This window comes from Streptomyces sp. NPDC020898, assembly GCF_044333925.1.
Lineage (GTDB): Bacteria > Actinomycetota > Actinomycetes > Streptomycetales > Streptomycetaceae > Streptomyces.
In genome coordinates, this window is record NZ_JBIRRV010000018.1 from 160489 (window position 1) to 177240 (window position 16752).

Below are 16752 nucleotides of genomic sequence, written 5' to 3' on the forward strand. Positions count from 1 at the left end.
GGTCAGGGCGGCAGGGCGGTGCGGGCGGGTACGGCCGTGGCCCGGACCGCCGCCTCGGGGTGAGGCGGGGGTCCGGGCCGGCGACCTTGTGCCAGGGCTCCGCCAGGAGGCACGCACGTACCCTCGGGCTGTCAGGAGTCGAAGCACTCCCGGCCCGTGGTGCCCGCCGGTGTGAAGCACAGCTGTAGGTCGGTCCGGTTCGGGCCGCCGATCATCGGAGTGAAGCGGTAGACGGCGGTATCCGCGGTGTTTCTGACGACGACTCGACGCGGAGTGGTGCCGGAGGCCGAGACCTCGATCATGTCCCCGACCTTCGAATGCCAGATCCGGCCCCACGCGGCGGCGCACACTCTGCTGTACCGGAGCTCCACGCTCGTACCGGTGCTGGTGCGGTGCGGCGGACCGAGCGAGTCCACCCGGCCGGGCAGTCCGCAGGCCATCGGTTTGGGATCCTTCCCGTCGCACGCCTTCCCCTGGCATCCGGGGACGGGATCCAGTGTCGGGGAGGCCAGGCTCGCCGGGCTTCCGGCGGCGGTGCCGGGGCTCCGCAGAGACAGCGCGGCCAAGATCGCCACTGCGGCCGCACCCGCTCCGGCGACGAACAGCCCCTGACGCCGAGCCCTCCTGTGGACGCCCGCGTCCGCCCTGGTCCCCACGGCACCTGCGGGGACCAGGGCGGACGCGGGCGGGGAGGCGGGCTCGGGCGGGGGTGGGGCGGTCGACGCGGCCGGGGGGCGGGTGTGCCGGGCGCGCCCGCTCCACTCGGTGTCCGCCAGTTCCCACAGCGCGAGCAGCCGCCCGGCGGACTCCCCGGCCATCGCGCACAGCGTCTCCACGGCCTGCCGGGGCACCGGCTTCTTCCCGTTGAGATAGCGCTCCCAGGACGACTTGCTGTACGGGGTGCGCTCGGCCAGCGCCGCCAGGCTCAGGCCCGTCCGCGCCCTCATCTCGCGGAGCCCTTCGGCCAGTGCCACGCACTCCGGTGCGGGGCCTGTCATCCGCGCAGCACCTGCCAGGTGTGCGGGCCCACGACGCCGTCCGCAGGCAGCCCCGCCTTCTTCTGCAGCCGCATCACGGCCGCGATGGTCTGCTGCCCGTAGACCCCGTCGACGATGCCCGGCTCCATCCGGTGATGGCCCAGCAGGCACTGGGCCTCCACCACGTCCCAGCCCGGGCCGGCAAGGACGGCGGTGCGTGTCGCGCTGAAACCGGCGAACAGCTCCCCGCCTGCCGCGCCGGTCCGGCGGACCTTGCAGGAGTACGACTTGCTGGGCTCGAAGACGTACCAACCCAGCCCCTCGGTAGAGGTGTTGTTGCTGTTGATGCCGCTACCAGTGCCAGTGCCAGTGCCAGTAGCGGCACCGGTACTGGTGGTACTGCTGCTCGGCAGTGGGCCGTCCTGCGCCGTCTGCACCTTGGTGCCTCCGCCGTCGTCATCGCCCCAGGGCGCGGCGATCAGCATTCCGGCGGCCATTCCCACGAGCGCGGCGGCCACCACGGCAGCGAGGACGACGGGTCTGCGCACCCCCGGCGGCTGCCCGGCCCCCGACACCGTGGGCCCCTTCCCCCACACCGTGGGCTCCTGCTCCGGAGCCCCGGGTCCCTCCGCCGACGCCGCAGAGTCCTCGGCCGCACCGGCAGGCCCGGCAGCCGCCTCGCCCTCTGCTCCCTGCTCGTCGCCGTCCTCGGCACCGGCCGGCGAGGACGACGCGGTCCGCTGCGGCCACGCCTCCTCGGCCACCTCGTGCAGCACCAGCAGCCGGACCGGATCCGCCCCCGCGACCCGCGCCAGCTCCTCCACCGCGTGCCGCGGCGGCAGTGCCTTCCCGTTGAGGTAGCGATCCCACGACGAGCGGCTGTAGCCGGTCTTGCTCGCGAGCACGTCCAGGCTCAGCCCGCTGCGGTCCTTCAACCTCCGCAACTGCACAACAAGTTGACGGACTCTCTGGTCGAGAGAATCCGGCAGTTCCTTCCAACGCGACACGCCCCACCCCAATACGCATCAGACCCCCCAGGGCTCCCGCCCCCTGCCCTGTTAGTACACCTCGCGCGGGCTCCAGGGCCAGGCCGACGCTCCACAACCATGCCCTCAGTGATGGCCCCGCGAGGGACGGGCGTCCCAGCGATGCCGCATCACTCCGGGCATATCGGCAGGTCAACGCGTGGGACGTCCCACGGTGTCCCAACGGGGTCGGCCTCACTGGCCCAGCTCCGGATCGACCAGCAATCTCTGTGGTGCAAGCCGGACGGCGCGGTCCACCCTGATTCGTCCCCACGGGGAAGGGACGAATCACGAACGGGCGGAAAGCGCACGGCACTCGAGAGCTCCCGGAGCCGGCGCGAATCATCACACCGTCGGCATCCAGGAGGAACGGGGTCATGACGATATGAGGGGTGTCAGGTGATCGAAACAGCGTTCCGCAGCGATGAGTTACCGGTCGGTGATCGGTTCGAATGGTGGCGGGATCTGACCTCGCGGACGCTCACGCCCACGGTGATCACCAGCGAACACGCCGATGATTTCCGGGCCAGCCTCCGCCTGCTGGATCTCGGGGTCACGCAGGCGTCGGTGCTGTCCTACCCGTCGTTGCGTTCGCGTCGCACACCGGCGTTGGTGCGTCGGTCCGACCCGGAGCTGTACCACCTGTTCCTGACGCTCAGAGGCGGACAGAGCATCTCTCAAGGCGGTCGTGACGCGTCGGTGGGGGCTGGAGACCTGCTGCTGTACGACAGTTCCCATCCGACCGATGCTCAGGTGCTCCCCGAGCACGAGGGTGTGGTCGAGGGGATCATCGTGAACGTGCCCCGTGCGGCGGTGCCTCTTCCCGCGGAGAAGGTCGACCGTCTCCTGGCGACACCGCTGCCGGGAGACGTGGGCATGGGGGCGTTGCTGTCCCAGTTCCTCACCAACCTGGCCGCCGAGTTTGCTGCCATGGGTCCGCAGGACGCCGTCCGCCTGGGCGCGGTCACCCTTGACCTGGTCATCGCGTTCCTGGCACAGCACGTGGACGCAGCCGACACCGTCCCCCCGGAATGCCGTCAGCAGGCCTTGATGGTCGCCATCCACTCCTTCATCGAACGCAACCTGGGCGATCCGCAGTTGTCGCCGACCGCGGTCGCCGCCGCCCATCACATCTCCGTCCGCTACCTCCACCGGCTCTACCAGGGCCAGGGGACCACGATCGCCAACGGCATACGCCGCAGCAGACTGCAGCGCATCCACCGCGACCTGGCCGACCCCCACCTCAACGCCCGCTCCATCAGCTCGATCGCCGCACGCTGGGGATTCCCGGAGCCGACGTCTTTCAGCCGCGCATTCAAGACGCTGTACGGAATCACCCCACGCGACCACCGTCACAAAACCCAGTAGCCGGGAATCAGGCCGTGCGCCGAGTCCCTATCGCAACGGGCCGGTTTCTGTTCGAACCGGTAATGTCGCCGCCGCGCAGAGCGAGTTGACGCACACGGGGAGAGCGGGGCACGGATGCACGTCCTGGAGCCGGGGGATCCGCGGCGGATGGGGGACTTCACGCTGATCGGCAGGCTGGGTGCCGGCGGTATGGGTCAGGTCTTCCTGGGACGTTCCGCGGGCGGGCGGGCGGCGGCGGTGAAGGTGGTCAGGGCGGAGCTGGCCGAAGACCCCGAGTTCCGGGCCAGGTTCCGCCAGGAGGTCGCCGCGCTGCACCGGGTGGGCGGTGAGTGGACGGCGCCGGTGCTGGGCGCCGACACCGAGGTCGCGGCACCCTGGGTGGCCACCGAGTACGTCCCCGGGCCTTCACTGCACCAGGTCGTCGAGTCGGGCTATGGGCCGCTGCCCGAGGCCACGCTGCATTCCCTGGCCGGGCGGCTCGCCCGTGCGCTGCGCGCCATCCACGGCGCGGGCCTGGTGCACCGCGACATCAAACCGTCGAACATCCTGCTGACCGTCGACGGCCCGCGCGTCATCGACTTCGGCATCGCCCGGGCGCTCGACACCGTGGCGGGCAGTCTGCGTACCTCCACCGGGGTCGTGCTCGGCTCGCCCGGTTTCATGTCGCCGGAGCAGGTGCGCGGAGAGCGGGTGACGCTTGCCGCGGACATGTTCAGCCTCGGTTCCGTGCTGGTGTACGCGGCGACGGGGCGGCTGCCGTTCGGCTCCGCCGAGCTGGGGCTGCACGCGTTGATGTTCCGTATCGCCGAGGAGGAGCCGGACCTCACGGGGGTGCCGCAGTCGCTGACCGGTCTGGTCACCGCCTGCCTCGCCAAGGAGCCGCAGCGGCGGCCCACAGCCGAGCAACTCTGCGTCCACACCCCCGCCGAGGCGGACGGCCCTTGGCTGCCCGCAGAGCTGCTGGCCGAACTCGGGCGGCTCGCCGCCCGGATGCTCACCGTGGAGACACCGCCGCAGGGCTCGCCGGTGCCGACGCGGTCCAAGCGGCGGTGGCGGCCGGTTTTCGCCGGAGTGGTCGCGCTTGCCGCGGCGGCCACGGGCACGGCACTGGCGCTGCGTGACGACGGTGAAAGGGACCTCGCCACGGGCGGCGCACCCTCGGCGAACGCGTCGGCCTCTCCATCGGCGTCGCCGAGCGCCGAGCCGGGCATCCCGGACGAGTTCGTCGGCGCCTGGGAAGGCGTACTCGAGGGCGATCCCGAACTGCCGAAACGGGTACTGCGGCTGGAAATCTCACAAGGCAGGCCGGGTGACAAAGTCGCCGCGTACATCGACACCGGCGGCGATCTGCAGTGCACAGGGCGCAGCAAGCTGGTCTCCGCCGACGCCGACACACTGGTCGTCGGCAAGGGCCAGGTGACCGCGGAGGTGCCGCAGGGACGCTGCACGCCGCTCTCCCCGCAGACCCTCAAGATACGGTCGCAGGACGTACTGGGGTGGAAGTCCGGCGGCCTGACGGCCGATTTCCATCGGTCGACCGGCGGACGGAACGCGGTGCCGGATCAGTACGTCGGCGTGTGGGTGCCGGCCAACGAGACCTATCGAGAGAAGGAGCTGATCCGGATCACCCAGGGCCCGGTCGGTGGCCGCCTGGTGCGGATGTCGGTCACCGCGGCCATCGAAGACGGCACGGAGCAGTACTGCGACAGCACCTACGTCATCGGCGCGGTGTCCCCGGTCCTGGCGCTCAGCCCGGCGGCATACACCGCGGCCTCGGGCAAGGACTGCCGCCAGCCCGACGCGGTCTCCCTGACTGCCGCCCGCGACGGCCATCTGCTGCTGTTCAGCATGGCCGTGGACGCGGAACCGGGAGAGTACGTGCGGAAGTCCTGACCGAGGCTCCGGACACCAGTGGCATCGTCCCAGGGCCGCCTCCAACGATCCGGTCGACCCGATGACCGTGCCCGGGCGCCCGCACCCGCCGCGCCGGTCCCGGGCCCCCGGCCTGCCCCTGTCACGCGGCACAGGGCCCATCCCGTGCCCGGCCCGACAGGAGTATCAGCTCAACTCAGTGGAGAACGAGGGCAAGTGCCGACTCTCCGAGACGGGGTGAGGAGTCCGACGGAGTTCAGCGGGCGGTCGGCTCGGCCTTGTCCAGACCGAAGGCTTGAGGGCCGAGTGCCCGGAGAGCCGCCAATATCGCCCTGATCTGTGGCACTTCGTGAGTGCGGTAGACCCCTGTTCCTCCGAGATGTGCCAAAACCGTAAAGAAGCCTTCGGCGGTGCGGAACTCATCTTCGAACAGACCGAAGGCGTGAGGCAGGGCGTGGCAGATGGGAAGCCCTATTCGGCGAAGCCGGAATGTATTCAGGAGGGCCCGCCCCTGATATTGAGTTCGAATATTGGCGGCTATAGATCTTTCGTGAGAGAAGCCGATTCCAGGGTCGATGACAATGCGATCGACCCCGACGGAGCGAGCGTGATCCACGCGTTTCTCAAAGTAGTCAAGCATCCTGGGGATGGGGTCTTGGTCGATGCCCTTGGCGCTCACGTCCCGAGAGTTCTCGCCTTCGACATAGCAGAGAACGACTGTCGCCTGATGGTCGGCCAGCATCGGGAATATTTCACCGTCTGACGCCAGCCCGCCGGAGTAGTTCAGCAGGAGCGCCCCCGCTTCCAGGCACGACCGGGCAACGGCAGGCTCGTAGGTCTCGATCGAAACGGCGATCCCCTCCGAAGCAAGTCCCTTCACGACAGGCACCAAGGAGGAGATCTGCTCTTCTGCGGTGACCTGCAAGGTACGAGGGTTGCTTGATTCAGCACCGATATCGACGATATCGGCTCCTTGTGCCGCGAGAATACGCCCTTTCCGAATGGCCGAGCGGGTCGAGGTCGCGATGCTCTCTCTATAGGTGGAGTCTTGAGAAAGATTGACGCATCCCATTATGGCGGGGGTGATGTCGACATCGATTTCTCGATCCCCCACGCGAAGTGGATCGACAGGTAAGGACAGGTCGTCCTCGAATCGCCGCGCCAGATCCACCAAATCGGTAAGGGAAATCATACGACCTCACTCTCGACCAGATACAGAATATGAGCGAGGCCGAGTTTACGGCGACCGGCGACTGCGACGGCGCGGGCCCCCGCGTCCTGCACGATTACGGTGGTCTTCGCTCCGAGGACCGTCGGGACCAACTCGCACCGCCGAGAGGCTCTTCCTCAGAGCCCGTACGTCCGTGCCGGGAACGTCCGCGGCCCGCGCCCCCACCTCGGAGTGAGGCGGGAGTGCGGGCCGCGGAGCCTGTGAGGCAGTACCGGGGTCAGCAGGGTGCGGAGGCTCCGCCGTCGTCGAGGTTGGCGTCGGAGAACCAGCCCTCGGTGCTGGTGCCGGAGATCCGCGCGTACGTCCAGGTGTTGCCGTAGTCGTTGACCACGTAGCAGTGGTAGTAGAGGTAGGTCCCGTTGTACGTCTGGCCGGTGTTGCCGCAGGCGGCGTAGGGGCCGGTCTTCAGGGCGTACGTACCCGTGGAGTAACCCGCGCCGGAGTCGTTGTTGCTGTGGCCCCAGCCGCTGCAACTGATCGCCGCGGCCGCGCTGCCCGGGGTGGCCGTGGCCAGGTTGGCGCCGGCCGCGAGGCCGAGGGCGGCGAGGGTGACGCCCAGTGTCCGACGTACCTTGCGGGAAACCGTGGAACTTGCCATCAGGCGTCCTCCTGAGAACACGGGGAGCCGTTCTCCCCGTCGTCTGGCTGAGCATGCCTGACGTGGTCGTGGGGTTGTTGGCATCGCGTGTAGGGTTGTTGGCTTTCAGCGCACGGCCGACGCCCCGGGGTGCTGGGTTTGGTGGCGGTGTTCGCGTGGTGTGGTGCCGTACAGCGTCTTGAAGGCGCGGCTGAAGGATGTGGGCTCTGGGTAGCCCCAGCGTGCGGCGATGGAGCTGATGGACCGGGCGCTGAGGCGGGGGTCGGCCAGGTCGTGGCAACAGCGCTCCAGACGTTGCCGCCTGATCAACGCGCCGACTGTCGTGTCCTGTTGCTCGAAGAGCCGGTGCAACTGGCGCAGGGAGATCTGATGGGCCGCGGCGACAAGGCCGGGGCTCGGATCGGCCAGGTGATGCCGGATGAACGCCTGGATGCGCAGGACCAGTACGCGGTGATGGTCCTCCGGCAACAGGGCGCGTCCGGCGTCGAGTTCGTGCGCGAGCGTCGCGGACAGCAGGTCGACGAGAACGGTGGCCAGCCGGGGGCCGTCCGTCGGCCGGAAGTGATCGGCGTCCCGGGACAGCCGCAGCATGAACTGCGCCAGTAGCGCCGCCACACCGTGCTGTGTGACCAGCGATACGGCGGTGAGGCCGAGGGACGCGCTTCATGGGCAGGGCCAGCAGGGATCTGGGGATCTGGACGACGAGGTTCCCGGCGAGGCCCTCGCCGGGAACCTCATCGACGCCCGGAAGTCGCTTGGACGGTGGACATGGAGGTCCGACGCCGCGAGCGCACGGCTCATGTGATCGTGCCAGTGCGGAACCCGGTCCGCGGCCGGGCAGAGCACCGTTGTCGTAGGCCGTCACCATCATGGTCTCCCCCTTGATCCGAACCGGAGGGAATGCTGCGCTCGCCTGCCGTACGGCCACAACGGGTCGACGCGCCAACAATCAGGCCACTTCGGCCACTTCGGCCACTCACGCTCTCAGTCGTATCGGGCGGCTACACGTCACGCCGTGTGCGGTCCCGCCCGGCGATGGCTTCGGCGACCTCTTGGATGGCGCCACGCAGCAGGTCACCGTAAGGGCTCTCAGGAAGGCTGGGGGCGTGCGTTCTGGCCGCGTCGATGTGCTCGGTGGCGGCTTCGAAGGAGCCGAGTCGGCGGTAGTTGTCGGCAAGGTTGAGATGCAGGGAGGGATAGAAGCCGGCGATGTGGACAGCGGCGTCGTGCTCCTGGACGCGCTGCTCGGTCAGGGCGTCGGCGGCGTCGAGGGCCCGGATGTCCCAGGCGAGGGCCTGGGCGGGATCCTCGTAGAGGTCTGCGAGGTAGTGAGCGAGGGAGCAGCGGTGCAACGGGTCGCCGACGACACCGATCGTGGACCACAGCGTCAGAAGTTCCTGGCGGGCGGAAGCGACGTCACCGGCTCGGCCTTGGATGACGGCGTGGCCGATGGCTTCCATGGTCGGGTCGGGGCTGGTGGGGCCGGCGGGATCAGCGGGTGCGGCGGTCATGGAGGGTTCCTCGTCCTCGTGCTCGTCTGCGTGTTCAGGCGGAGTGGTCGGACTTAACGGGCATGGCCAGAGTGGTGAGGTCGCCGCGGTCGGCGGAGCGGATCGTGACGGGCTGGTCGTGTCCTCTCAGATCGAGCATCACGTCGGGGCCGATGGCGGTGCTCACGGCGGGATAGAGGGTGGTCAACTCGAACCGGATTCGGAGGGCCTGCCCCGTCGTGGTGGCCGGGATCAGGATGTCCGGGTGTGCGTCATCCGCTGACCGGACGTTTATTGCGTGGTCGGCGATGTGGAGCGCGATGTGATCGCCGGCCTGTTCTTGCAGGGCCCGCAGGAGCAGTTCCTTCGAGACGGTCACGCGGCTGGTGACCTCGCCCAGTGAGGCGAGCATCAGCCGATGGTCGGGGAACTCCTCGGGCAGCAACCGGCAGTGCCGGTCCTCCCGTTCGTCGACACGGAGCCAGATCCCGTGCGGCACCGCTTCGAGTCGCACCAACGCGCTGCGACGGATCTCGGCGACCACGGCCCGCAGCTCGTCACCGTCGACCGTGCCGGCCCACGTCTGTGTCGGTGGTTCACTCGGCACCAGGGTTCGTGTGGAGAGCCGGTACCGGTCGGTCGCCGTCAGGGCGACCGCCTCATGACTCGCCTCGATGCGCAGGCCGGCGAGTACCGGCATGCCGGGCTCATGTGCGGTCGCGGTGAGGACCTGCTCGATCGCATCCGCCAGTACGGGGCCCATGAGCGCCGTGATCGGAAGACCTGGCACGTTGCCGAGCGCGGACTTGATGACCGCGGCCTTCCGCTGCGCCGCGACCGCGTCCCCGACAACCTTCGCGACATGCTCGTCCAGCAGCCGGGCCGCCTCCTCGGCTCCGGCGTCGAGGACGGCCTCGGCAGCGGCGAGCGGCATGGCAATTTCACGGAGCTGACGCAGCACGGTCGCCCGCGCCACCTGGTCAGCGCCGTAGTAGCGGTAGCCCGAGGCAGGGTCGACCTCGGCGGGATCCAGCAGCCCGGAGTCGGCGTAGAACCGCAACGCGCTGGCGGTCAGCCCGCTGCGTCGGGCGAAGACCCCGATCGGCATCAGCTCAGAATCAGAATGTGGCACCTCGCCATCATTGAGCTTCAACCAACTCGAAGGTCAACACCGACGAGTGGCGCCTCCCGGACCGTGAGCGGGCCGACGATCGCGTCCAACTCCGCGTCCGTGAGGGGGCCGCCGGTGCGCAGGCCCTCCCAGCGTTCCAGTTCCCGGAGGCGTTCCACCGGGACGTGGTAGGCGCCGAAGAAGTGGACCATGATCTGGAAGACCTTGAAGTCGTCCCCCATCTCCCGCATCACCCAGCGCGCGGCCTCGGAGGCCGGGCGGCCTTCCTTGCCTAGCCGGCGCAGGCCGGCCTCGATCGCGGTCCGGTCGGTCATTTGTCCCGCCCCTTCCCGAAAGTCATTTCTTGAGCATGTGGATCAAGGCAGCGAAGGCATCACGGTCGGCCGAGATGATGGATGAGGGGTCCGGCGTTGCCGAGTCGGCGAGCAGGACCGTTTCTCTGGTGACGGATATATGGACGCAGGCTTCGCCTTCCTGGCAGTGGGACGACTTCGTCCAGTCGTGCTGGGGCATGAGGGCTCCTCTACAGGTTCTGGGCGATGGCAAGGATCAGGTCTCGGGACTTCTCCGGGGCCAGGGCGGCGGCCTCGACGGTGTCCAGAAGCTGTCGGTACTTGTCCAGGTGGGCCTCGGCGTCAAGCAGCATGGGGCCGTGGAACTGGTCGAGTTGGACGGTGTCCAGTTGCGGTACAGGGCCGCACAGGTAGTTGATGGACTGGCCCGACCCGGGGAACGCGCCGACATCGAACGGCAGCACCCGGAGGGTGATGTGGTCCCGTTCGCTCATGTCGAGCAGATGCCGGAGTTGCGCGCGTGCCACGTCACGTCCGCCGACCCTCATGTGCAGGGCGGCTTCATGGATGACGGTGCTGTACGGATTCGGGTCGGCCCGGTACACGACGTCCTGTCGCTTCACGCGGTACGAGACCCGGTGCTCGACCTCGGGCGGGGTGGGAGCCGGGATCACGTGCCGGAAGATCTCGCGGGCGTGTTCGGCGGTCTGGAGCATTCCGGGGACGTGTGAGGTGAAGGCGGTGCGCAGGGCGGTTGCGTGGTGCTCCAGTTCGGCGAGTGAGAGCAACCCTGAGGGCAGTACCTCGCGGTAGGCCTCCCACCACCAGCCGCGTGTCTTCTCGCCGGCCATGGCGGCGAGGGCATCGATGTAGGGCTGGTTCGTGCACGAGTAGAGGTGGGCCATCGCACGGACGCGGTCGGGGCTTACGCCGAACCGGGCGGACTCCACATTGCTGAGTTGACCAGAACTGGTGCCCAGCAGCTGCGCTGACTCCGTCGAGGTCATCCCTGCCCGCTCGCGGAGTTTGCGCAGCTCCGTCGCGAGCCGGACACGTCGGGCCGTCGGAGCGGGCCTGGTCGTCATGTCGTCTCCTTGTCGCGGACACCGCAGGGCCTTGTCACCCACATGAGGGATAAAGCGCCGAGATCCTTCGGAATCCAGCAAAGCACCTTTGCGGATCCCCTACCTTCATCTCAGGCGCCATACCGCCCAGAAGCACCCCGCTCGACGGAGCGACCACGGTCACTGGGCAACGCAACGCCACGCAGTACAACGTACCGAAACCACCCAACTCCCCTCCGTGATCGGAGATTTCCGATGGCCACCGTATCGCCGTCATCCTCGTCCTGGAGCTACGCCCTCCAACTCCCGCACGATCCCCGCGCACCCGGCATCGCCCGCGCCACCCTGCGCACCGTCCTGGCCGCCCACGACCTCGCCCACCTCACCCCCACGGCCGAACTCCTCGCCTCCGAACTGCTCACCAACGCCCACCTCCACACCAGGGGCCCTTACGCCCTCCGCCTCCTCTCGGCCGAGCCCGACCGGCTCCGGATCGCCGTATGGGACACGGACTCCCGAGTCCCGCCCGGGTTCCGCGGGCAGGGCGCCCCCGTCGTCGTACCCCCGGACGACGCCGAAGGTGGACGCGGGCTGCACCTCGTACGGGCGTGCGCCGATGCGTGGGGCGTGTCCGTGCTGCGGGAGCCGGGCGCGTCGGAGGGCGGCAAGCTGCTGTGGGCCGAGTGCGGGCAGACGGGGGTGAACGGGTGATCACGCCCTGTCGGCCTTCTGTGGGCGGCGCCATACTGAGAAGTGGAGCCACGTCCGTCCATCAGGAGCAGAACATGAGCGCACAGCCCGAGCACGGCTGGGGAGCGATGCCCGTCCCGGAGGTCCGGACCGTGGACGACCTGCGCAGTGCGCTCAGTCGCTACGGCTTCCCAGGGGACCGGGAGCGGTTCGAGGAGGAGTTGGCGGCTGCCATAGGAGCCGCTCCGACCAACGATTTCAAGGGTCCCGCCGCCGTGGTCAGGGCCTACCGCCACCGGGTTCGGATCAGGAACTCGCCGGAGATCATGACGGCCCTTGAGGAGGCTCGTAGCGGGGGCGGCGGTACGTGAACGAGGTTCCCTTGGAGGAGGCCGAACCCGCGAGGAAGGTGTTCGGCGACCTGACGGAGGGGGAGCGGGAAGTCGTACGGGACGCGCTCGTGGTGATCGGGCGGAACCCGGCGGCCGGCCGCGAGATTCCGGGCTGGCGCCCTCCTTCCGTGGAGTACACGTACACAACCCCACTCGCTCGCGACTCGGCGGAGGCGATCACCGTCGTGTACACGCACACGCCGGGCATGGGAGTGACGGTCGTCTTCTACTTCCGTGATCCACAGGTGGTGGACTGAGGGCTGCCCCTCTGCTGCGTGCCCTCATCGGCGGTCGCACGTTCCCGGCGCCACACATCGTGCGTGGCGCCGGGGAGTCTCGCAGCCCAGCGAAGCTGGCGGGGGTGAACCTCTACCGATCAGCTGTCCGAGGCCGCAGGCCGTCCTACGCTACTGGCGTGACCGCTGCATACGACTACGAGGACATGCACCACCTGGTGGACCGGCTCACCCCGACCCAGGTGCGACGCCTGCGCCTGCTCGTCACCCAGGACGAGGAACTGTCCCAGGTTGCCCAGTCACTGCCGGCAGGCGACGCGAACGAGGCCGAGGAGTCGGTCCCGGCCGGGCTGCTGGCCCTGATCGGCAGCGTGAACGGCCCAGAGGATCTGGCTGAACGGCACGACGACCACATCCGCGAGCGGATGCGCGAGCGCTTCGGCGACTCGGCGTGATCGCCACGGTCCTGGACACCGGCCCCCTGGCTGCGGCGTTCAACACGGCCGACCGGCGTCACCCGGAGTGCGCCTCCCTGCTGACCTCGCTGACCGGCCGCCGTCTGCTGCCCAGCCCGGTCATGACCGAGGTCTGGTGGCTGTTGGAGCGCCGGCCCCAGGTCGAAGCAGCGTTCCTCGCCGAGGTCGCACGGGTAACATTCGAGCTGGTGCACCTTACTCCCGCCGACCTGACGCGAATGGCTGAGCTGGTCCTCCAGTACGCCGACTTCCCGCTCGGCGGGGTCTGTCCTGTCCCGGTGATGTGTAGGCAGTCCCGCTCTTCTGTAGGCGAGTGAGGCAGTGTCCCGGACATGTGTAGGCAGGTTCAGAAGCCATTCGGGCTTGTGCCGGTTGGGAAGCCGCGGCTCTTCTACGGTCGAGTCTGTGGGTGGCGGCGTTCCGGAGGCCGGGATGGGTGTGCGCGAGGCGTCGGCGGAGAGCGGCCCCGGCGTACGAGAGCGCCCACGCATCCTGGAGGCCGACGCCCCTAAGGGCTCCGGCTGCGGACGGAGCGCTCCGCCAACGACTGGCCTCCCAGTGGGATGGTGAGTTCACCCCGCCTGCCCTCAGGACACAGGGGCTGCCGACCAGCTCTTTGCCCCTTCGCCCAGCAGCGCGCGCAGCATCCGTATGCTCCCGGCCATGAGATTCTTCCGGCCGCGCGGCCGAAGCGACGCCAGACGGATGACGGGAACCCCTGTGGCTCAGGCCAAGGCGCTTTACGAGGCAGGGCGTTACGCCGAGGCGGAGGCCGAAGCGCGCGCCGTGGCCCGGGCGCGGCCGCGCAACGACGAGTACGCAGCGGTGGCGCTGAGCATCGCCGCACTCGCGACGGGCGCCCAAGGCCGCCACGCCGAGGCACTCGTCACGTACGACGAAGCGCTGCCGGCCTTCAGCAGGTTATTTGGAGCCGATCACTGGCTGGCCCTGAAGCTGCGCTCGGACCGCGCCCAGCAGCTGACCTCCCTCGGTCAGTACGCCGAGTGCGAGGCAGAGTGTATGGCCGTCGCCGAGGCCGCGAGCCGCGGTACCGGCCCGGAAATGTCACTCCTGGAGGCGGCCGCCCGCAACGGACTGGTCTTCGCCCTCAATGCGCAGGGGCGCCATCAGGAGGCCGAGGCGCTCGTCCGCGAGGCCCTGGCCGCCCATCGCGCACTCGACCGGATGTCCCTGGTCCTGCGGCTCGGCCTGGCCCGCAGCCTCAACGGCCAAGCCCGCCACGAAGACGCCCTCGCCGAGGCACAGGGCGCCGACGAGCTGTACCGGGCTCTGCCCGAGCGCCAGCGCCATCCAGATAAGGGCGCCGTCGAACTGGCCTTTGCCACTGCCCTGTTGGGATTGTGCCGCGCTCCCGAAGCCCGTCTCCAAGCCGCAGCCGCTCACGATGCCTGCCTGGCCTCCTTCGGCCCGGACCACCACCGCACCGTCGAAGCCCGAACGCTGCTCGACCGCATCGACGGTACTCGACCGTAAGCGCAATGCCCCACTCTGGGCGAGCCGCAGGCGCACCTTGGGCAGCTCATCCAGCTGTCGCAACGAGCCGGGCCAAGGCCACTGGCACGCTGGAGCGATGCGCTGTGTGCATCAGAGTCCGGAAACGGAGCCGGGAGCAGTCGGCTGGCGACGCTTCGCACTGGGGGTCTGCGTGGAATGTGATACGCACGCTGAGCGACCTACATGGCGCGACCAACGTGAGGCTCGTCGTCTGGTTCTCCTGACACTGGTCCCGCCCAGGCTGCGCACGGTGGATTGCCCACACTTCTTCGAGACACCGCTCCACCTGATGTCCCACGCAACTGTGGGCGCTGCAGGTCGCAGGCCCTGGTGTGCCCACAGTTATCTGGGACAGGACAGGGTCGACGCCTCGGTCATCGCAGTGGCCGAGCGCTTCGGCGTGGACCGGGTAGCCACCCTCGACCGGCGGCACTTCAGCGTTGTCAAGCCTGCCCACGTCCCGCGCTGACCCTCCTGCCGTAGCTCGACCAGTGGCCCTATACCTCTGACAGCAGCAGTGACGGCAACAAGTACGGACGTCAGGGCACCCGTAAGGTCCGGACGGCGCGGTCATCGGCGGAGCAGACGAACAGTGGCCACGCAGCCATGTAGAACGAGTAGTACGGCGGACGAATGAGTGACAGCGCGGAGGTCCCGCTGAGGGAGCTCAACCAGCAGACATCGCGTGTCATGGCCCGGGTGGCGGCCGGGGAGACGGTGACCATCACGAAGGACGGCGTCCCGATAGGGGACATCGTGCCCCGCGGTGCGCTGACCGGCCGACCCGCGTACCCGTTCCGCACCGACCCCATGGGCGACCTGGACATCCCGGACCTGGGCGGCCCCGTGCTCGACGACGAGGAGGTCGAGGCGACGCTACGGGGGATGGGCGATGACGCGGGCGGGGGGACGGGGACCCATGCCTGACATCCCGGTCGCCATCGCCGACACGAACGCCCTGTACCGGCTGTGCACACCGAAGGACCCCCGTCACTCCGCCCACCGGGAAGCTCTCGCACGAACGGGGCACCTCGTGGTCTCACCCATGGTGCTCGCCGAACTGGACCACCTGCTGACCTCACGGGTCGGCACCAAGGCCGCAATGAACGCGCTGGACTTCATCGCCGGCCAGGCGGAGGCTCGCCGGTTCGAAGTGCCAGACACCGCACCGCATCTGAGAAGTGCCATGGCGGTGATGCGCGGGTACGTCGACGCGGACGGCGGTGCGGGAGTGGGGCTGGCGGACGCGATGAACGTCGCCCTGGCGGCGGCCTTCCACACGGCCGATGTCTTCACGACGGACGGCCAGTTCCGCATGATGCGGCCACTGACCGGGCAGCCGTCCTTCCGGCTGCTCCCCGACGACCTCTGAGAGGGCGGTTCGTGAAGTGATGTCCGTTTCCCGGTGAGGTTGGCGCAGGGCAGCTGGTCGCGGGGCCCGGTCGGCTACTGCTGCCTGGTGAAGTTGTCGGCGCCGGCCTCGGTGAGGACGTCGAGCTTGACGAGGTGTTTCATCTTGGCGCGGGTGCCTTCGAAGTTCTTCGGCAGTAGTTCGTGGTCGAGACCTTCGCAGACATCACGGGCCCGGAGGGGGTCGGCGGCCTCGTCGAAGACGGCGAGGTGGCGTGGGCCGGGAGGCGGTCAGCGAGAGCAGTGATGGTCTTCCGGGTGATCGTTCGCCCCGTTGCCCGCCGTGACGTTCACGACGGACGGCGTGCGCCGGTGCTCGACCGGTAGGCCGCCACACGATCCCACTCGCCTCGGAACTCGCTTGCGGCCTCTTGATCACCTCGATAACATTATGATCGTAAGATAACGGGGTGGTCCATCGCCGAGGCGGAGCCGCTCCGGCCATCCGCATTGGAGAAGCACGTGTCTTCCTCGAAGGTCGAACCCCAAGCGTCCACCACTGACTTGCATCAGTTTGCCGATGAGTTGATGAGGCAACTCAACCTGCGGGACGCCGACAGCGCGTTGGCCCCGTTCGCGCCGGACGCCCGCTTGTACGCCGCCGACGGCACCACCACCGGCGTCGAGGACAACCGCGCGGTGCTGGCGTCGGTCTTCGACGCGTTCCCCGACGTCACCTTCACGCCGGTCCGTGTCGTCGCCGAGGACGATTGGTTCGCGATCGGCTTCATCTGGGCCGGCACGAGCACCCGGCCCTTCAACGGCATTCCCGCCACCGGCCGATCCTTCAAGGTGCTGGAGTTCCGTATGTTCAAGGTGGTCGACGGGAAGATCACCGAGGCCTGGGGCCTCATCGACCTGGCGTCGCTCTTCGCCCAGTTGCAGTCCTGAGAGGTCGTTTTATCCCGTTGTTTCATCCCGGGATGCGAATTTGATCCGGTGATGTCGGGTCGCGCCAGGAGATGGTGTTCTCGCCGGTGAGG

At 68.7% G+C, this 16752-nt stretch carries 21 protein-coding genes; 11 read left to right on the forward strand and 10 right to left on the reverse strand.

The window, feature by feature from the left end; all coding sequences use genetic code 11:
* Positions 1–131: 131 nt before the first annotated feature.
* Both ACH4TV_RS39345 and ACH4TV_RS39350 read right to left on the reverse strand, forming a co-directional pair.
* Positions 132–998, reverse strand: a complete 867-nt coding sequence (locus ACH4TV_RS39345; RefSeq protein ID WP_398406133.1) for a helix-turn-helix domain-containing protein — start codon at positions 996–998, stop codon at positions 132–134.
* Entirely contained in the window at positions 995–1984 is a 990-nt protein-coding gene (locus ACH4TV_RS39350; protein ID WP_398406134.1) for a helix-turn-helix domain-containing protein, read from the reverse strand. Before ACH4TV_RS39350 ends, ACH4TV_RS39345 begins: the two co-directional genes overlap by 4 nt.
* Positions 1985–2401: 417 nt before the next feature.
* On the opposite strand from ACH4TV_RS39350, the gene ACH4TV_RS39355 reads away from it, so the two are divergent.
* Together ACH4TV_RS39355 and ACH4TV_RS39360 are read left to right on the forward strand one after the other, a co-directional pair.
* The gene (locus ACH4TV_RS39355) at positions 2402–3370 is read left to right on the forward strand and encodes a helix-turn-helix domain-containing protein (RefSeq protein WP_398406135.1); all 969 of its coding nucleotides are present in this window, start codon (positions 2402–2404) and stop codon (positions 3368–3370) included.
* Between the two features lie 114 nt (positions 3371–3484).
* Entirely contained in the window at positions 3485–5263 is a 1779-nt protein-coding gene (locus tag ACH4TV_RS39360; RefSeq protein ID WP_398406136.1) for a serine/threonine-protein kinase, read from the forward strand.
* Between the two features lie 235 nt (positions 5264–5498).
* Here ACH4TV_RS39360 and ACH4TV_RS39365 read toward each other — a convergent pair whose 3' ends face one another.
* From ACH4TV_RS39365 to ACH4TV_RS39400, 8 genes are all read right to left on the reverse strand, one after another.
* The gene (locus ACH4TV_RS39365; RefSeq protein ID WP_398406137.1) at positions 5499–6434 is read right to left on the reverse strand and encodes a dihydropteroate synthase; all 936 of its coding nucleotides are present in this window, start codon (positions 6432–6434) and stop codon (positions 5499–5501) included.
* A gap of 256 nt (positions 6435–6690) precedes the next feature.
* Positions 6691–7071 (reverse strand): SH3 domain-containing protein, encoded by a 381-nt coding sequence (locus tag ACH4TV_RS39370; RefSeq protein ID WP_398406138.1) that lies wholly within the window; start codon positions 7069–7071, stop codon positions 6691–6693.
* A 105-nt stretch (positions 7072–7176) separates the two neighbouring features.
* Positions 7177–7686 carry a helix-turn-helix domain-containing protein gene (locus ACH4TV_RS39375; RefSeq protein WP_398406139.1) on the reverse strand — a complete coding sequence of 170 codons (510 nt, stop codon included), beginning with the start codon at positions 7684–7686 and terminating at the stop codon, positions 7177–7179.
* Between the two features lie 386 nt (positions 7687–8072).
* Positions 8073–8582, reverse strand: a complete 510-nt coding sequence (locus ACH4TV_RS39380) for a hypothetical protein (RefSeq protein ID WP_398406140.1) — start codon at positions 8580–8582, stop codon at positions 8073–8075.
* Between the two features lie 34 nt (positions 8583–8616).
* Positions 8617–9669 (reverse strand): MerR family transcriptional regulator, encoded by a 1053-nt coding sequence (locus ACH4TV_RS39385; protein WP_398406141.1) that lies wholly within the window; start codon positions 9667–9669, stop codon positions 8617–8619.
* A gap of 41 nt (positions 9670–9710) precedes the next feature.
* Positions 9711–10007 (reverse strand): hypothetical protein, encoded by a 297-nt coding sequence (locus ACH4TV_RS39390; protein WP_398406142.1) that lies wholly within the window; start codon positions 10005–10007, stop codon positions 9711–9713.
* A 22-nt stretch (positions 10008–10029) separates the two neighbouring features.
* The gene (locus ACH4TV_RS39395; RefSeq protein WP_398406143.1) at positions 10030–10206 is read right to left on the reverse strand and encodes a DUF397 domain-containing protein; all 177 of its coding nucleotides are present in this window, start codon (positions 10204–10206) and stop codon (positions 10030–10032) included.
* 10 nt (positions 10207–10216) lie between these two features.
* Positions 10217–11071: a Scr1 family TA system antitoxin-like transcriptional regulator gene (locus ACH4TV_RS39400; protein WP_398406144.1), complete on the reverse strand. Its 855-nt coding sequence runs from the start codon at positions 11069–11071 to the stop codon at positions 10217–10219.
* A 234-nt stretch (positions 11072–11305) separates the two neighbouring features.
* Here ACH4TV_RS39400 and ACH4TV_RS39405 point away from each other — a divergent pair, with 234 nt between their 5' ends.
* The 9 genes from ACH4TV_RS39405 to ACH4TV_RS39445 all read left to right on the forward strand — a co-directional run bounded on the left by ACH4TV_RS39405 (position 11306) and on the right by ACH4TV_RS39445 (position 16660).
* Positions 11306–11761, forward strand: coding sequence for an ATP-binding protein (locus ACH4TV_RS39405; RefSeq protein ID WP_398406145.1), 456 nt, complete (start codon positions 11306–11308; stop codon positions 11759–11761).
* Between the two features lie 74 nt (positions 11762–11835).
* Complete coding sequence (locus ACH4TV_RS39410) at positions 11836–12111, forward strand: hypothetical protein (protein WP_398406146.1); 276 nt, start codon at positions 11836–11838, stop codon at positions 12109–12111.
* Positions 12108–12389 carry a hypothetical protein gene (locus ACH4TV_RS39415; protein ID WP_398406147.1) on the forward strand — a complete coding sequence of 94 codons (282 nt, stop codon included), beginning with the start codon at positions 12108–12110 and terminating at the stop codon, positions 12387–12389. The genes ACH4TV_RS39410 and ACH4TV_RS39415 overlap by 4 nt, the downstream gene beginning before the upstream one ends.
* A gap of 158 nt (positions 12390–12547) precedes the next feature.
* A complete protein-coding gene (locus ACH4TV_RS39420; protein WP_398406148.1) occupies positions 12548–12823 on the forward strand; it encodes a hypothetical protein in 276 nt (91 codons plus the stop codon).
* Positions 12820–13161 (forward strand): PIN domain-containing protein, encoded by a 342-nt coding sequence (locus ACH4TV_RS39425; RefSeq protein WP_398406149.1) that lies wholly within the window; start codon positions 12820–12822, stop codon positions 13159–13161. The genes ACH4TV_RS39420 and ACH4TV_RS39425 overlap by 4 nt, the downstream gene beginning before the upstream one ends.
* Positions 13162–13549: 388 nt before the next feature.
* Positions 13550–14338 carry a tetratricopeptide repeat protein gene (locus ACH4TV_RS39430; protein WP_398406150.1) on the forward strand — a complete coding sequence of 263 codons (789 nt, stop codon included), beginning with the start codon at positions 13550–13552 and terminating at the stop codon, positions 14336–14338.
* Between the two features lie 654 nt (positions 14339–14992).
* Positions 14993–15286 (forward strand): type II toxin-antitoxin system Phd/YefM family antitoxin, encoded by a 294-nt coding sequence (locus tag ACH4TV_RS39435; protein ID WP_398406151.1) that lies wholly within the window; start codon positions 14993–14995, stop codon positions 15284–15286.
* Positions 15279–15731, forward strand: coding sequence for a PIN domain-containing protein (locus ACH4TV_RS39440; RefSeq protein WP_398406152.1), 453 nt, complete (start codon positions 15279–15281; stop codon positions 15729–15731). Before ACH4TV_RS39435 ends, ACH4TV_RS39440 begins: the two co-directional genes overlap by 8 nt.
* A 500-nt stretch (positions 15732–16231) precedes the next feature.
* A complete protein-coding gene (locus ACH4TV_RS39445) occupies positions 16232–16660 on the forward strand; it encodes an ester cyclase (protein ID WP_398406153.1) in 429 nt (142 codons plus the stop codon).
* The last annotated feature ends 92 nt before the right edge of the window (positions 16661–16752 follow it).

Bases quoted from the DNA above. Each gene is read 5' to 3' on its own strand.
- ACH4TV_RS39390 (WP_398406142.1), bottom strand. From the start codon at position 10,007: ATGACCGACCGGACCGCGATCGAGGCCGGCCTGCGCCGGCTAGGCAAG.
- ACH4TV_RS39435 (WP_398406151.1), top strand. From the start codon at position 14,993: ATGAGTGACAGCGCGGAGGTCCCGCTGAGGGAGCTCAACCAGCAGACA.
- ACH4TV_RS39370 (WP_398406138.1), bottom strand. From the start codon at position 7,071: ATGGCAAGTTCCACGGTTTCCCGCAAGGTACGTCGGACACTGGGCGTC.
- ACH4TV_RS39430 (WP_398406150.1), top strand. From the start codon at position 13,550: ATGACGGGAACCCCTGTGGCTCAGGCCAAGGCGCTTTACGAGGCAGGG.
- ACH4TV_RS39400 (WP_398406144.1), bottom strand. From the start codon at position 11,071: ATGACGACCAGGCCCGCTCCGACGGCCCGACGTGTCCGGCTCGCGACG.
- ACH4TV_RS39360 (WP_398406136.1), top strand. From the start codon at position 3,485: ATGCACGTCCTGGAGCCGGGGGATCCGCGGCGGATGGGGGACTTCACG.
- ACH4TV_RS39380 (WP_398406140.1), bottom strand. From the start codon at position 8,582: ATGACCGCCGCACCCGCTGATCCCGCCGGCCCCACCAGCCCCGACCCG.
- ACH4TV_RS39395 (WP_398406143.1), bottom strand. From the start codon at position 10,206: ATGCCCCAGCACGACTGGACGAAGTCGTCCCACTGCCAGGAAGGCGAA.
- ACH4TV_RS39440 (WP_398406152.1), top strand. From the start codon at position 15,279: ATGCCTGACATCCCGGTCGCCATCGCCGACACGAACGCCCTGTACCGG.
- ACH4TV_RS39410 (WP_398406146.1), top strand. From the start codon at position 11,836: ATGAGCGCACAGCCCGAGCACGGCTGGGGAGCGATGCCCGTCCCGGAG.
- ACH4TV_RS39365 (WP_398406137.1), bottom strand. From the start codon at position 6,434: ATGATTTCCCTTACCGATTTGGTGGATCTGGCGCGGCGATTCGAGGAC.
- ACH4TV_RS39405 (WP_398406145.1), top strand. From the start codon at position 11,306: ATGGCCACCGTATCGCCGTCATCCTCGTCCTGGAGCTACGCCCTCCAA.
- ACH4TV_RS39385 (WP_398406141.1), bottom strand. From the start codon at position 9,669: ATGCCGATCGGGGTCTTCGCCCGACGCAGCGGGCTGACCGCCAGCGCG.
- ACH4TV_RS39345 (WP_398406133.1), bottom strand. From the start codon at position 998: ATGACAGGCCCCGCACCGGAGTGCGTGGCACTGGCCGAAGGGCTCCGC.